This window comes from Dactylosporangium cerinum, from assembly GCF_042653625.1.
GTDB lineage: Bacteria > Actinomycetota > Actinomycetes > Mycobacteriales > Micromonosporaceae > Dactylosporangium > Dactylosporangium cerinum.
This window is the reverse complement of the sequence record NZ_JBHSIU010000105.1, coordinates 275,396-288,885: the sequence shown is the minus strand read 5'-3', so window position 1 is coordinate 288,885 and position 13,490 is coordinate 275,396. Positions and strand designations below refer to the sequence as shown.

At 71.3% G+C, this 13,490-nt stretch carries 14 protein-coding genes; 7 read left to right on the top strand and 7 right to left on the bottom strand.

Annotated features, from left to right (window positions below):
- Window positions 1-217 precede the first annotated feature (217 nt).
- A complete protein-coding gene (locus ACFPIJ_RS53935) occupies window positions 218-577 on the bottom strand; it encodes a hypothetical protein (RefSeq protein ID WP_380127336.1) in 360 nt (119 codons plus the stop codon).
- Window positions 578-647: 70 nt separating this feature from the next.
- Here ACFPIJ_RS53935 and ACFPIJ_RS53930 point away from each other — a divergent pair, with 70 nt between their 5' ends.
- Genes ACFPIJ_RS53930 through ACFPIJ_RS53920 form a run of 3 tightly spaced genes read left to right on the top strand, consistent with a single transcriptional unit; the run spans window position 648 to window position 2,106 of the window.
- Window positions 648-998 (top strand): ArsR/SmtB family transcription factor, encoded by a 351-nt coding sequence (locus tag ACFPIJ_RS53930; RefSeq protein ID WP_380127334.1) that lies wholly within the window; start codon window positions 648-650, stop codon window positions 996-998.
- Window positions 995-1,465 (top strand): SRPBCC domain-containing protein, encoded by a 471-nt coding sequence (locus tag ACFPIJ_RS53925; RefSeq protein WP_380127332.1) that lies wholly within the window; start codon window positions 995-997, stop codon window positions 1,463-1,465. Before ACFPIJ_RS53930 ends, ACFPIJ_RS53925 begins: the two co-directional genes overlap by 4 nt.
- On the top strand, window positions 1,462-2,106 hold the full coding sequence (locus ACFPIJ_RS53920) for a dihydrofolate reductase family protein (protein WP_380127331.1): 645 nt from the start codon (window positions 1,462-1,464) through the stop codon (window positions 2,104-2,106). The genes ACFPIJ_RS53925 and ACFPIJ_RS53920 overlap by 4 nt, the downstream gene beginning before the upstream one ends.
- Here the strand turns inward: ACFPIJ_RS53920 and ACFPIJ_RS53915 are convergent.
- Window positions 2,080-2,937, bottom strand: coding sequence for a LysR family transcriptional regulator (locus tag ACFPIJ_RS53915; RefSeq protein WP_380127329.1), 858 nt, complete (start codon window positions 2,935-2,937; stop codon window positions 2,080-2,082). The genes ACFPIJ_RS53920 and ACFPIJ_RS53915 overlap by 27 nt on opposite strands.
- Window positions 2,938-3,008: 71 nt before the next feature.
- On the opposite strand from ACFPIJ_RS53915, the gene ACFPIJ_RS53910 reads away from it, so the two are divergent.
- The 3 genes from ACFPIJ_RS53910 to mctP all read left to right on the top strand — a co-directional run bounded on the left by ACFPIJ_RS53910 (window position 3,009) and on the right by mctP (window position 6,016).
- The gene (locus tag ACFPIJ_RS53910) at window positions 3,009-3,920 is read left to right on the top strand and encodes a threonine ammonia-lyase (RefSeq protein WP_380127328.1); all 912 of its coding nucleotides are present in this window, start codon (window positions 3,009-3,011) and stop codon (window positions 3,918-3,920) included.
- Window positions 3,921-4,129: 209 nt separating this feature from the next.
- A complete protein-coding gene (locus ACFPIJ_RS53905; protein ID WP_033357190.1) occupies window positions 4,130-4,351 on the top strand; it encodes a DUF3311 domain-containing protein in 222 nt (73 codons plus the stop codon).
- Window positions 4,352-4,357: 6 nt separating this feature from the next.
- Window positions 4,358-6,016 (top strand): monocarboxylate uptake permease MctP, encoded by a 1,659-nt coding sequence (gene mctP, locus ACFPIJ_RS53900; protein WP_380127327.1) that lies wholly within the window; start codon window positions 4,358-4,360, stop codon window positions 6,014-6,016.
- A 93-nt stretch (window positions 6,017-6,109) separates the two neighbouring features.
- On the opposite strand, the gene ACFPIJ_RS53895 is transcribed toward mctP, so the two are convergent.
- The 4 genes from ACFPIJ_RS53895 to ACFPIJ_RS53880 form a co-directional block, all read right to left on the bottom strand.
- Window positions 6,110-7,210 (bottom strand): hypothetical protein, encoded by a 1,101-nt coding sequence (locus tag ACFPIJ_RS53895; protein WP_380127326.1) that lies wholly within the window; start codon window positions 7,208-7,210, stop codon window positions 6,110-6,112.
- Window positions 7,146-7,781 (bottom strand): sigma-70 family RNA polymerase sigma factor, encoded by a 636-nt coding sequence (locus ACFPIJ_RS53890; protein WP_380127325.1) that lies wholly within the window; start codon window positions 7,779-7,781, stop codon window positions 7,146-7,148. Before ACFPIJ_RS53890 ends, ACFPIJ_RS53895 begins: the two co-directional genes overlap by 65 nt.
- A gap of 290 nt (window positions 7,782-8,071) precedes the next feature.
- Window positions 8,072-9,109 (bottom strand): hypothetical protein, encoded by a 1,038-nt coding sequence (locus tag ACFPIJ_RS53885; RefSeq protein WP_380127323.1) that lies wholly within the window; start codon window positions 9,107-9,109, stop codon window positions 8,072-8,074.
- Window positions 9,110-9,426: 317 nt separating this feature from the next.
- The gene (locus ACFPIJ_RS53880; RefSeq protein WP_203846685.1) at window positions 9,427-10,221 is read right to left on the bottom strand and encodes a GntR family transcriptional regulator; all 795 of its coding nucleotides are present in this window, start codon (window positions 10,219-10,221) and stop codon (window positions 9,427-9,429) included.
- 117 nt (window positions 10,222-10,338) lie between these two features.
- Between ACFPIJ_RS53880 and ACFPIJ_RS53875 the strand changes: the two genes are divergently transcribed.
- Window positions 10,339-11,553, top strand: a complete 1,215-nt coding sequence (locus ACFPIJ_RS53875) for a pyridoxal phosphate-dependent aminotransferase (RefSeq protein ID WP_380127322.1) — start codon at window positions 10,339-10,341, stop codon at window positions 11,551-11,553.
- An 897-nt stretch (window positions 11,554-12,450) separates the two neighbouring features.
- Here the strand turns inward: ACFPIJ_RS53875 and ACFPIJ_RS53870 are convergent.
- Window positions 12,451-13,335 (bottom strand): PAC2 family protein, encoded by an 885-nt coding sequence (locus tag ACFPIJ_RS53870; protein WP_380127321.1) that lies wholly within the window; start codon window positions 13,333-13,335, stop codon window positions 12,451-12,453.
- Between the last annotated feature and the right edge of the window lie 155 nt (window positions 13,336-13,490).

Genomic DNA, 13,490 nt, shown 5'->3' with positions numbered 1-13,490 from the left:
GGAGCTGTCGGACGCTCCAGGCCGCCACGGCGGAGGCCCGCCCGCCCACGCTGATGCTCGAACACCCGCGACGCCGCGCCACTGCTACACGCCGAGCTCGTCGCACAGGGTTTCGTACCGGTCGAGGCGGTCCGGGGTGTGCCGGTGGCGCCCGAGACCGACGGTGTCGAACTCGTCGGCGCCGCCGGCCGCCCGGACGCCGAGCGCACGCAGCGCGTCATTGATGTCCCGGACGCCGCCCCGCCACGAACACGCACGCCCACTGGCCGCCGGCGCCGCCGAAGTAGTCCGTCATCACCAGTGCGCACGGCGGGATCTGCGAGACGTCGGCGGCGCCGGTCAACGCCGCGGCGAGGCTCAGCACGACGCCCTCATCCGGGAACACGGCCGGCAGGCCCGGCGGCAGGTCGAGGCGGCCCGTCTCGCCGTGCCGCACCTGCCAGTACGCGGTGAAGTAATGCGTGACGTGCGCCAGGCGCAGCCCCGCCCCGAGCGGCACCTCGGTGACGTCCCAGTCCGCCACCGCGCGGGCATCGAGGGGCCCGGGCAGGATCAGGCCGGTGATGCAGTGACCCATGCGGGGACGGTACCAAGCGACCGATACTTAGCCCTTGCGCTAACTGTTTCAGGAGCGAATACTTAGCCGCATGGCTCAGTATTCGGCCCAGCTCGACGAGGTGTTCGTCGCCCTCGCCGATCAGACGCGGCGGGCCGTGATCCGCCGCCTCGGGCGTGGGCCCGCAAGCGTCGGCGACCTCGCCCGCGAGTTCCCGATGGCACTGCCCTCGTTCATGAAGCACGTGCGGACCCTCGAAGGCAGCGGCCTGATCCGCACCGCCAAGTCCGGCCGGGTGCGCACCTGCACGCTCAACCGGGAGCGCCTCGCCCTGCTCGACGACTGGCTCGCCGAGCAGCGCGGGATCTGGCAGGAGCGCACCGACCGGCTCGAACGGTTCGTCACCGACCCCACGACCGGCACGATGGAGGATCAGCCGTGAACCCCGACCTTGACCTCGCCCTGACCCGGATCATCCGGGCCCCCCGCTCGACGCTGTGGCGCGCGTGGACCGACCCGGAGCGCCTCGCGCGGTGGTGGGTGCCGGCACCCGCCCGGTCCCGCGTCGAGCGGCTCGACGTGCGCCCCGGCGGCGGGTTCGTGACCCGGCTCAGCGAGGACGGCGTCCATTACGGTCCGCACGTCGACGCCTGCTTCATCGTCGTGGAGGACCTCAGCCGGATCGTGTTCACCAACGCGGTCGACAGCGCGTGGCGCCCCACCAGTCCCGACCCGGTGGCCATGACCGCCGAGATCTCGTTCGGCGACCACCCGGACGGCACCGACTACCGCATCGTCGTCCGGCACGGCGACCCCGCGGCGAAGAAGCGCCACGAGACGCTGGGCTTCATCGACGGCTGGGGCACGGTCACCGAACAACTCGCGCAGCTGACGGAAGGTGGATCATGAAGATCACACTCATGCAGTTCGTCTCGCTGGACGGCGTCTGCCAGGGCCCCGGCTCGCCGGACGAGGACACCAGCGACGGCTTCACCGGCGGCGGCTGGCTCGTGCCGCACATCGACGCGCGGTTCATCGAGCAGGCCTCCGACTGGCTCGGCCACGCCGACGGGCTCCTGCTCGGCCGGCGCACCTACGAGGCCTTCGCCCGGGACTGGCCGAAGATCACCGATCCGGACGACCCGTTCACCGAGCGGATGAACTCGCTGCCCAAGTACGTCGTGTCGAACACGCTGCGCGACCCGGCCTGGGAGCCCGTGACGGTGCTGCGGGGCGGCCCCACAACAGCGATCACCGAGCTCGAGAAGCAGCTCAAGATGCGGCCCGGCCGCGAACTGCAGATCCACGGCAGCGCCCGGCTCGGCGGCGCGCTGCTGTCGGCGGGCCTCGTCGACACGCTGCGGCTGGTCGTCGCCCCGGTCGTGATCGGGTCCGGCCGTCGGCTGCTCACGCACCCGGCCGAGAGCACCGGGATGCGCCTCACCCACCACGAGGTCACGCCGACGGGGCTGCTCCTGCTGGAGTACGCGACCACCGGCGCCGCCCCGGTCGGCACCTACGGTCTAGACGGCGCGGAGGGCCTCCAGTAGCGCGGCCGGGCCCGGCGGATCGGGCGGGGCACCGTACAGCGCCGCGCTCACGTGCCGGGCACCGTCGGGGAGGGGCACGGTCCGTACACCTGCCGAACGATGCGCACGCAGCGCCAGGTCCGGCAGGATCGTGACCCCGAGGCCGGCCGCGACCAGGGCCTGCACGGCGACGTAGTCGTCGGTCGTGAACGCGATCTCCGGCGCGAAACCGGCCGCCGCACACCGGCGGACCAGGCTGGTGCGGCACCGTTCGCAGCCACCGATCCAGCGCTCCCCGGCCAGCCCCGCCAGGTCCCGGGTCTCGGCGGGCCCGGTGACCAGGTGCAACGGCTCGTCGAACAGCGGCGTCAGCCGCACCCCCTCGTCCGCGGCCGGCTCGTCGAACGAGAAGATCACGGCCAGGTCGACGTCGCCGGCCTTGAGCAGCCGCAGCGCCTCCGGCGGCTCGGCCTCCACCAGGCTCAGCGCGACGCCCGGATGGGTCGCGGCGAACCGGGCCGCGGCGAGCGGCACGAACGACCCCAGCGCCGACGGGAACGCGGCGAGGCGCACCCGCCCGGCCGTCAGGCCGCTCAGCGACGACAGCTCCGCCTCGGCCGCGTCGAGCCGCCCGAGGATCTCCTCCGCGCGCTCCGCGAGCAGCAGCCCGGCGGGGGTGAGGCGCACACCGCGGCCGACCCGCTGCACCAGCCGCGCGCCCGTCTCCGCCTCGAGCCGGGCGAGGTGGTGGCTGACCGACGGCTGTGCGTAGTGCAGCGCTTCGGCCGCCGCGGTGACCGACCCGTGCCGGGCGACGGCCAGCAGCACCCGCAGCCGCGTCAGGTCAAGCATCGACGCCACCTATGGTTTTCCAAGAAATCAGGCATTGGATTTATATATGGTACGGGGAGCAGGCTGATCACATGCTCACCCTCAACGATGTCCTGCGTGCGCGCCGCCTGCTCGACGCGCACCTGCCGGCCACGCCCTCCTGGTCCTACCCGCTGCTGGACGAGGCCGCGGGCCGCAGCGTCGTGGTCAAGCACGAGAACGCCCAGCCGACCGGGGCGTTCAAGGTCCGCGGTGCGCTGAACCTCCTGTCCGGCCTCGACCGGCAGCCCGTCGTCACCTACTCGACCGGCAATCACGCCCGGTCCGTCGCGTACGCGGCCCGGACCTTCGGGCTCCCCGCGCACATCGTGATGCCGGCCGGCGCCGCCGAGTTCAAGGTCCACGCGGTGCGGGCCCTCGGCGCCACCGTGACGTTGCACGGCAGGGACATGTCCGAGGCCGAAGCGTTCGCGGCGACCCTCGACGGCCGGCTGATCAGCCCCGGTGACGAGCCCGCCGTCATCGCCGGGGTCGGCACCGCATACCTGGAGCTGTTCGAGCGGCACCCGGACCTGGACACGGTCGTCGTGCCGGTCGGCAGCGGCACCGGCGCCGCCGCGGCCTGCCTGGTCGCCGCGGCCGTCGCGCCCGGCTGCCGGGTGATCGGCGTGCAGTCCACCGCCGCACCCGCCGCGCACGACTCGTGGCGGGCCGGCGCCTGCGTCCGCCGGGACAACCACACCCGGGTCGACGGCCTCGCCACCGGCCGCGGGTTCGACCTGCCGCAGTCGCTGCTGCGGGACCGGCTCGCCGACTTCGTCCTCGTCGACGACGACGCCATCGACGCCGCGCGGGGCGTCCTCGCCACGGCCGCGCACACCCAGGCGGAGGGCGCCGGCGCGGCGGCGCTCGCCGCGGTCCTGGCCCGGCCCGACCTGATGGGGTCGAAGGTCGCGGTGATCCTCACCGGCGGCAACGCCGAACTGGCGGGCCCTCGCGTATGACGCGGGACGCCGAGTTTGACGGCCCTCGCGGGTGACGCGGGACGCCGGGTTGGTGGCCCTCGGGTGTGACGTAGGACACCGTCCGGCGCGCGGAACCGACCGTTCGCCGATCCGTGCCCCCGCCGGTCAGCGGCCGGGACTTTGATCAGGTTACGTCGATCTGCCGGGCCGCCCGCCAGGCCCGCACACCCCCGTGAAGGAGGTCTGCCGTGACCGGTCCCGAAAGGCCCGACACCCCCCGGGCCGCGGACAAAAGCCCGTGGAACTGGCTGCTGTTCATACCGATCGTCCTGCCGCTGGTCACCGTCTGGTACAACGCCGACAGCCCCAGGCTGCTGGGGTTCCCACGGTTCTACTGGATGCAGCTGGCCATCATCGCCGTCGGCGTCGGCACCACGACGCTCGTCTACCAGATGACGAAGCGGCGGTGACCGGCGATGTGGCGTGACCATCAGCTCGAGATCGCGATCTTCGTCATCCTGTTCCTCGGCGTCAGCGCCGTCGGGTTCGTCGCCGCCCGGTGGCGCCGCCCCGACAACCTCAACCACCTCGACGAGTGGGGACTCGGCGGCCGCAACTTCGGCGGCTGGATCACCTGGTTCCTCATCGGCGGCGACCTGTACACCGCGTACACCTTCGTCGCCGTGCCCGCCCTGCTCTTCGCGGCCGGCGCGGCCGGCTTCTTCGCCGTGCCGTACACCGTCATCATCTACCCGCTCGTGTTCCTGGTCCTGGTGAGGATGTGGTCGGTCTCGCACCGGCACGGGTTCGTCACGCCGGCCGACTTCGTGCGGGCGCGGTTCCAGTCCCCGACGCTCGCGCTGCTCGTCGCGATCACCGGCATCGTGGCGACGATGCCGTACATCGCGCTGCAGCTCGTCGGCATCGAGTCGGTCCTCAAGACGATGGGCGTCACCGGCTCCGGCGCCATCGCCCGGCACCTGCCGATCATCATCGCGTTCGCGATCCTCGCCGCGTACACGTACTCCAGCGGGCTACGCGCACCGGCGCTCATCGCGTTCGTCAAGGACACCCTGATCTACGTCGTCATCCTCGTCGCGGTGTTCTACCTGCCCTACAAGCTCGGCGGCTGGGGCGCCATCTTCGACGCCGCCGACGCGAAGTTCGACAAGTCGCCGGCCGCGACGGACGGCATCCTGCTCAACGCCAACAACCAGCTGCAGTACATCACCCTCGCCCTGGGATCCGCCCTGGCGCTGTTCCTCTACCCGCACAGCCTCACCGGCGTCCTGGCGAGCAAGAACCGCGACGTGATCAAGCGCAACATGTCGGCGCTGCCGGCCTACTCGCTGCTGCTCGGCCTCATCGCCCTGCTGGGGTACGCCGCGATCGCCGCCAACGTCACCCCGCTGAAGAACCCGAACGGCACCAACGACAACAACACCGTCGTCCCGCTGCTGTTCGACAAGCTCTTCCCCGACTGGTTCGCCGGCGTCGCCTACGCCGCGATCGGCATCGGCGCCCTCGTGCCGGCCGCGATCATGTCGATCGCCGCGGCGAACCTCTTCACCCGCAACGTGTACCGCGAATACCTGCGCCGCGACGCCACCCCCTCCCAGGAGGCCACCGTCTCGAAGGTGACCTCGCTCCTGGTCAAGGTCGGCGCGCTGGTCTTCGTCGTCTTCGTCGACCCGCAGTTCTCCATCGACCTGCAGCTCATCGGCGGCGTCATCATCCTGCAGACCCTGCCGGCGGTCGCGCTGGGCCTGTTCACCCGCTGGTTCCACCGCGGTGCGCTCATCGGCGGCTGGGTCGCCGGCATGGGCCTCGGCATGTGGATGCTGTACCAGATCCCCAACGCCGCCACGAAACGCGCCCACTTCGGCGGCTCCGCGTTCCCGCTGAAGGAGTTCGGCTTCGACTCCACGAAGACGATCTACGTCGGCTTCGTCGCGGTCGCGGTCAACCTGCTCGTCGCGGCGCTGCTCACCCTGATCCTGCGGGCCACGTCGGTCGCCGACGGCGGGGATGACACCAGCCGCTCGGACTACTTCGCCGACGAGGGCGACCCGCGCGCCGACACCGCCCACCCTGCTTCGAAGGCGCCGGAGGTCGCCCCCGACCCGGTCGTGTGACTTCCGACGACGGCCACCCACCGGATCCGGTGGGTGGCCGTCATTTCGTCGACTGCCGTCGTTTCGTCGGCCGCCGTCAGGGGCCGGCCGCCGTCAGGGGGTTGCGGCGGTCACGTCCGTCCAGGTGCGGTCGTCCTTCACGTCGCCGAGCCGGACACCATCGAGGATCTTCTTCATCTCCGTGTCGGTCAGCCGGCCCCCGCTGCTGACCTGGATGTTCACGCCGTCGACCCACCGGTTGCAGAACCCGGTGCCGCAGCTCAGCCCGGGCGTCGCGGGCTGGTTGGAATTCGCCGCCGGCACCACGAAGATCTGGAAGCTGCCGGGCGGGTCATCGCCGTCGGCGCCGCCGTACGGCTCGCTCAGCCCGGTCGTCGGCAGCCCCGGGTTGCTGAACAGCAGCCCCGCGTAGTCCCCGTCACGGGCGGACGCGATCCCGTTCAGCCCGGGCATGGCGTGCATCGCGACCTCGCTCAACTGGTACCCGGCGGGCACATAGCTCAGCGTGACCGGCACCTTCGCCACCGACGGGGCGCTGCCGCGCAGCCCGGCAGCCAGGTCGCGCAGGTCCTTCGCCGACGGGAACGCCGCGTCGTCGGAACTGGCGTTGATCACCGCCCACGCGTCCGTGTTGTACTGCCAGGCCAGCGTCCGCCGGGCCGCCCAGCCGTGCTCCTGGTCGTTGACCTCGAGCCCCGGCCGCCCGTCGACGGTCACCTGCTGCGCCCCGGCGAGCTTCGACGGGTCGTACGCCCCGGCCCGGTACACGGTCAGGTACGCGTACAGGTCCGCCGCCTTCGGCGTCGCCGGCTGGTTCGGGTCGACCGCCCGGTCGTTGGTGGTGAGCCCGTCCGCGTACACCGAGGCCAGCTGATACGCCGTCGACACGTCGATCGGCTTCTCCACCCGCAGCTTCCCGACCCGGTACCCGCCGAACGTGAACGTGAACGGCTCCGCCGTCGCCGGCACCGGCCCGCTCGCCGCCGGCGGCAGCTGCACCGGGTCCTCCTGCCGCCCGAGCGCCGGCACCGCGACGGCCGCGGCGATCACCCCGAGCACTACCACGGCGGCCGCACCCGTCGCGGCCCGCCGCCGGCGCCGGAAGCGCCGTCCCGACGCCAGGATCTGGTCAGCGTCGTGCCGCAGCGGCGGTGGCTCTGACGTCGCCAGCTCCACCAGGTCCTGCATGCGCATGGGTCCACTCTCCGAGTTCAGACGGTTCACCGTCGGCCGGTTCGTTGTCGGCCGGTGCTTCGTGGGATGGTTCTTCCAAGATCACGCCTCCGGCGGCGAGGGCCGCCCGGAGATTTGCCAGACCCCTGGTCGTCTGGCTCCTGACCGACGGGGCCCGGATACCGAGCACCTCGCCGGCCTCCTCGGCCGTCATGCCCAGGTAGTAGCGCAGCACCAGCACCGCCCGCTGCCGCACCGGCACCGCCTGCAGCGCCTTCCGCACGGTCAGCCGCTCGTCCGCGACGCCGCTGTGGTCGCCCTGCTCGACGTCGGGCACCGTGTCCCCGGCCGCCCGCTCCCGCCGCCACCATGGCCGGCGGGTCTCGTCGATCGCCGCCCGGACCACCATGGTCTGCGCGTACAGGTCGGGCCGGTCCAGCTTCGCCCAGCGCGGATACAGCTTCGTCAGGGCGTTGGCAACCGCGTCCTCCGCGGCGTGCCAGTCCCCGCATGTGACGTACGCCAGGTTCCGCAGCGCCGCCATCCGCGACGCAACGAACTCCCGGAACCCGTCCGGATCCTCTGCCTTCACAAGGGCCGCTCCCTCCACCGCGGATAGAACGGTCCCCGCCCACCCGAACGCTGCACGCCCGGCGGACCTTTTTCCACCAGGCGTCCGGCAAGTGTGCCGCGCGTTCCTGACCTGGGCGAATACTCAGCACGCCAGCCCAACCGCCGGCGGCATGCCATGCCGGCACGGTTGGACACGGTCCACCGGCCGCTCGGAGCTCAGGCGGCGTCCGTACTCACCAGACCGGGCGCCCTGCCGCTACCCCTCCTGTCCCGACCGATCGCACGGCGGCCGGCCCGGTGGGCACGGTGTCACGTCGTCGAGCAGTAGTCGGTGGCGCGGCTGAAGCCCAGGTCGAACTGCTCCTCGGTCAGGTTGATCAGCTCCGGTCCCTGGTTGGCGGCCAGCTGGAACCGGCCACGCAGGGCCAGGGTCCAGGCCTGCCGGGCGGCGTCCAGGATCTGCTCCTGGTCGCCGCCGGTTCCTTGAAGCTCGATGTAGTACGCCGCCGTGCGGGACCGCATGCGCAGCTGGGCGTTGAAGATCTCGGCACCACCGGCCGCGCCGTGCAGCACGCCGGCGCAGCCGACGGTCGCACGCAGCCGCAACGGTCCGCCGGCCAGCGCGTCGGCGAGGATCTGCCCGGCCGCGACCTGGTCCGCGTCCAGCGGCAACCCGGTCACCAACGCCACCTTGACCAACGTCCAGCCCTCGGCCACTCGAGGTGCCTGGTCGGCGGGCTTGACCCGTGCCGCTCCCAGCAGTTCCTCCTGCCGGACCCACCGGAAGGCCGTCGTCAGCCCGGCCGGGTCGAGGTTCATCGCCTTCATGATCAACCGGTGCTGGAACTCGGCGAAGATCCGCTCGCTGGTGCCGAACTCGCCGCGCAGCGTGACACCGAGCCGGCCCAGGTCCACCGGGCCCACACCGAGCGGCGCGAAGACGTCGGGATCGGCACCGCCGGGACCGGTCGGATACTCCGCGTCGCCCGGATACTCGACGCCGTCGAGGCGGAACCCCGGCGCGCCGTCGTCGTTGATGAACCAGTCGACCAGCGCCGCCCGCTCGGAAACGTACTCATGGACGAGGTCCCCGTTGCGGTACACGTTGATGGACACCACGTCCGAGTCGAAGACGACATTGCTCAGCGCCGACGTGCGCAGCGTCGCGCTGAGCGACTGTGCCAGCCCATCGGCGTCGGCGTAGCTGTACTCGTCCTCGCGCGGCAGCACCGTGACCCGACCCGCCGCGGCGGGCACCACCCACGCGTCGGCGCCGAGGCCCTCCAGGGCCGACACGACGGCAGCGAGATCCCCGACCACCATCAGGTTCTGATAGCTGGTGCCCATGTCGCCCGTACCTCCGGTGATCTTGCTCGGCCAGTCAGCGGAGGATACGCGTGACGCGCCCGGACCCGACCCGGGCGCCTCTCTTCGGTCGGCCGTTGTCGACCGGGCCCGTTCTGGACGCGGGTCATCCGGGCCGCCCGATCGGGGTGCCCTCTTCGGTCGGCCGTTGTCGACCGGGCCTGCCCTGGACTGGGTCGTCCGCGACGCATCGTCCGATGCCGCGCCGCTGGGCGTGACGGACCAACCCGGTCAGAAGGCGCCGAGGCGCAGCGCGAGTTCGCGGGCGCTCACGGGTCGAAACCGCGGGTCGGCGTCCGCTAGCCGAGCGCCAGGTCAGGCTCGTCGGTGGGCAGGCCGGGCCGGACGGCCGGGATCTTGTACTCCTCCGTCAGCGACGTCATCGGCCCCGGCCACGCGGCCTGGGCGACCTCGATCGGCCGGTGCTCGGCGTCATACGCGATGTGCAGCAGCACCAGCACCGGCGTGTCGGGCCGGATCTGCAGCAGCTCGGCCTCCTCGCGGGTCGGTAACCGGGCGCTGACCTGGTCCTTGGCGCTCGTATACCGGCGCCCCAGCTCGGCCTCGACCTCCTGGTAGAGCGGGCGGTCGAACACGTCCGGTCGCTCGATCGAGGTGCCGCGGACGTCGGCGGGGCGGAACCACGAGGCGCCGACCTCGACCGGTGCGTCGCCGGTGCGCACCAGGTGCCGGCGGACCAGCAGCGGCACGCCGACGTCGATGCCGAACCCTTCGGCGACGTCGGCGGGGCAGGGCATGACACCGACCTGCATCAGGTGCTGGCGATACCGCGCGGCGAGCTCAGCGTGGTAGCCGCGCTCGGCACCGTACCGCCCGCGGGACAGCCGGTTCATGCGGCGCTTCGTGCCACGGACGAACGTCCCCGAACCCGGACGGGTGATCAGCAGCCCTTCGATCCGCAGCTGGTCGATGGTCCGCTGGACGGTCTGCTTGGCGACGCCGAACTGGGTGGCGAGGGACGGGATCGACGGCAACCGCTCGCCGGGCGCCCAGTCTCCACGATGGATGCGGGCCCGGAGCTGCGCGGCGATCTGCCGGTGCGGAAACTCCGCGGCTCCAGGGTTGATGGTCATGGGGCAAAGCCTAGCCTCCTAGGAAGCTCTGCGCAAGTGGATCGGCGTCACGGTGGAAACGCCACATGATGGGAACTGGCTACTGAGGCATGGGAGAAAGGCTCGTACTGTGACTCCATGCAGGTGACTCAGTCCGCGAAGCTGGCAAACGTCTGTTACGACATCCGCGGACCGGTCATGGCCGCCGCCAAGCAGATGGAGGCCGAAGGCCACCACATCCTGAAGCTCAACATCGGCAACCCGGCGCCGTTCGGTTTCGAGGCGCCGGAGGAGATCCTCCAGGACGTCATCCTGAACCTGCCGTCAGCCCACGGCTACGGTGACTCCAAGGGCCTGCTGTCGGCCAGGCGCGCCGTCGTGCAGTACTACCAGCAGAAACAGGTCTACGGCGTCGACATCGAGGACGTGTACCTCGGCAACGGCGTCTCCGAACTCATCGTCATGGCGTTGCAGGCGCTGCTGGACAACGGCGACGAGGTGCTCATCCCCTCGCCGGACTACCCGCTGTGGACCGCCTCCGTCAGCCTCTGCGGCGGCCGCGCCGTGCACTACATCTGCGACGAGACCAACGACTGGATGCCCGACGTCGACGACATCGCCGCGAAGGTCACCCCGCGCACCAAGGCGATCGTCATCATCAACCCCAACAACCCGACGGGCGCCGTCTACTCACGGGAGATGATCGAGCGGATCGCCGAGGTGGCCCGCCGTCACAACCTGCTGGTCTTCTCCGACGAGATCTACGACAAGATCCTCTACGACGACACGAAGCACGTCTCGACCTCCGCCGTCGCCCCGGACCTGTTCACGCTGACGTTCAACGGGCTGTCGAAGGCATACCGCGTGGCCGGCTTCCGCACCGGCTGGCTCGTGCTGTCGGGTCCGAAGCAGCACGCGAGCAGCTACATCGAGGGCCTCGACATCCTCGCCAACATGCGACTGTGCCCCAACGTGCCGACGCAGCACGCCGTGCAGACCGCGCTCGGTGGATACCAGAGCATCAACGACCTGATCCTGCCCGGCGGCCGGCTGCTCGCCCAGCGTGACACCGCCTGGCGGATGCTCAACGACATCCCGGGCGTGTCGTGCACGAAGCCGCAGGGCGCGCTGTACATGTTCCCGCGCATCGACCCCGAGGTGCACCCGATCAAGGACGACCTGCAGTTCGCGCTCGACCTGCTCCGCAAGGAGAAGCTGATGGTCGTGCAGGGGACCGGCTTCAACTGGCACAATCCGGACCATTTCCGCATCGTGACCCTCCCGCGCGTGGCGGACCTCGAGGACGCGATCGGGCGCATCGGCCGGTTCCTGTCCACGTATCGCCAGGTGTGATGGCTGTTTCAAGGATGGACTGACTCAGGTCCGTCGTGGGCGCGGTTCGCTGCTCCCGTCAGACACCGGGCCGGGGCCCAGCTACCGCTGGCCCTGGCCCTGCCATCTCCGCGGACAGTCGCGCAGACACGACCTGCGGTCGTGAACAAGCCCGCGGCCGCGGACGGCCGCGACCAAGCCCCGCACATCGGACCGATGCCGAAGGGCAGCATTTTGCGTGACCTTGTCCGCCACTGAAGTGGATCTTCTTCATGATCGAAGGAGCGTCCTGGCCGTGTGGACGGCCAGTGCTGTCCTTTGATCACGAGTGCAAGATCGAATCAGTGGGGAGGGGCGGCTCGGTGCTCGGGGTGGGGCGGTGGTTGCGCGAAACGCCGATCACTGCACGCGGGTCGGGGCCGGAGGGCGCTCCCGTGGCTTGGCGGCTCCGAAGGGAAAGGGCCGCGTGGCGCACCGCGGCGACCGTTGAAACGCGGCGATCGCCGACTGAACCGCGGCGATCGCCGACTGAACCGCGGCGACTGTTGACTGAACCGCGGCGACTGTTGAACTGCGGCGACTGTTGAACTGCGGCGAGCGCTGAACTGCGGCCAAGGTGTGATGGCCGGGTGTGAGGTCGGAGGGGAGCGCCGTGGCGACCGCGGGGCGTGGGCCTCGGGTTGTGCGCGGAGCGCACCGCGGCCGTCAGGTCGCGTCGTGGGCGGGACGGCCGGGCCGCGGCTGCGGCCCGGCCGGCAGGCCGCGGGGCTTGTCGCGGCCGTCAGGTCGCGTCCGCCGCAACTGTCCGCGGAGGTGGCAGGGAAGGCCGTCCACGGCCTGACCGGTGGCTGACGGGAGCAGCGGATCGCGCCCACGACGGACCGGAGCCATGCGGATGATCTATCAGTCGGGCAGTGGCTACCAGGCGCCGGTGGCGGACGGGCCGGCCTGACCGCCGCGGCGGCGGAGGTACTTCTCGAACTCCTGCGCGATCTCGTCGCCGGACAGGGGTTGCAGGCCGGCGTCGCCGGAGCGTTCCTCCAGCTCGCGGACGTACTCGGCGAGCTCGGCGTCCTGCTCGGCGGCCAGCTTGAGCCGCTCCTCCCACTCCGAGGACTCCTTGGCGAGGTCGCCGGTCGGGACGGGCAGGTCGAGGACCTCCTCGACGCGGTGCAGCAGCGCGAGGGTGGCCTTCGGGCAGGGCGGGTTGTTCGCGTAGTGGGGGACGTGCACCCAGAAGGAGACGGCCTCGAGGTCGGCGCGCACGCAGGCGTCGTGCAGGACGCCGACGATGCCGGTCGGACCCTCGTAGCGGGTCGGGGTGAGGCCGAGGCGCTCGGTGGCGTCGGTGGAGGCGGCCCCGCGCGGCGCGGAACCGCTGACCGGCAGCGGCCGGGTGTACGGCACGTCCGCCAGCAGCGCGCCCAGCAGCACGATCCGGCTCACCTCGAGGCTGTGGCAGACCTCGAGGACCTGCTCGCAGAAGGTGCGCCAGCGCATGCTCGGCTCGATGCCGCGGATGAGGACGATGTCGCGCTCCGCGTCGGGCGGGGTGGCCACCGAGAAGCGGGTGGTGGGCCACTCGATGCGGCGGGTCTCGCCCTCGGACATCATCACCGTCGGGCGGTTGACCTGGAAGTCGTAGAAGTCCTCGGGGTCGAGCGCGGCGATGGGCTCGGCGCCCCACTCCTGTTCGAGATGCTCGACGACGGCGGTCGACGCGTCGGCAGCGTCGTTCCACCCTTCGAACGCGGCAATCGCGACAGGGGAGCGCAGCACGGGCAGGCCGTCGAACTCGGTCACGGTCCCAGCCTACGTGGGCGACCGCCGGATGGCTTGCCGGCCGCGCCCGAGGTGTCGTTTCCAAGATCACCTTGTGTCGTCCCGGGGAGCGCGACGGACGCCGGCCGAGCTGCGCACCGTGGCCCCGATGAGGGAGGAGCGCCTTCGATCATGGC

Bases quoted from the DNA above. Each gene is read 5' to 3' on its own strand.
- ACFPIJ_RS53935 (WP_380127336.1), bottom strand. From the start codon at position 577: ATGGGTCACTGCATCACCGGCCTGATCCTGCCCGGGCCCCTCGATGCC.
- ACFPIJ_RS53930 (WP_380127334.1), top strand. From the start codon at position 648: ATGGCTCAGTATTCGGCCCAGCTCGACGAGGTGTTCGTCGCCCTCGCC.
- ACFPIJ_RS53920 (WP_380127331.1), top strand. From the start codon at position 1,462: ATGAAGATCACACTCATGCAGTTCGTCTCGCTGGACGGCGTCTGCCAG.
- ACFPIJ_RS53915 (WP_380127329.1), bottom strand. From the start codon at position 2,937: ATGCTTGACCTGACGCGGCTGCGGGTGCTGCTGGCCGTCGCCCGGCAC.
- ACFPIJ_RS53910 (WP_380127328.1), top strand. From the start codon at position 3,009: ATGCTCACCCTCAACGATGTCCTGCGTGCGCGCCGCCTGCTCGACGCG.
- mctP (WP_380127327.1), top strand. From the start codon at position 4,358: ATGTGGCGTGACCATCAGCTCGAGATCGCGATCTTCGTCATCCTGTTC.
- ACFPIJ_RS53895 (WP_380127326.1), bottom strand. From the start codon at position 7,210: ATGCGCATGCAGGACCTGGTGGAGCTGGCGACGTCAGAGCCACCGCCG.
- ACFPIJ_RS53885 (WP_380127323.1), bottom strand. From the start codon at position 9,109: ATGGGCACCAGCTATCAGAACCTGATGGTGGTCGGGGATCTCGCTGCC.
- ACFPIJ_RS53880 (WP_203846685.1), bottom strand. From the start codon at position 10,221: ATGACCATCAACCCTGGAGCCGCGGAGTTTCCGCACCGGCAGATCGCC.
- ACFPIJ_RS53875 (WP_380127322.1), top strand. From the start codon at position 10,339: ATGCAGGTGACTCAGTCCGCGAAGCTGGCAAACGTCTGTTACGACATC.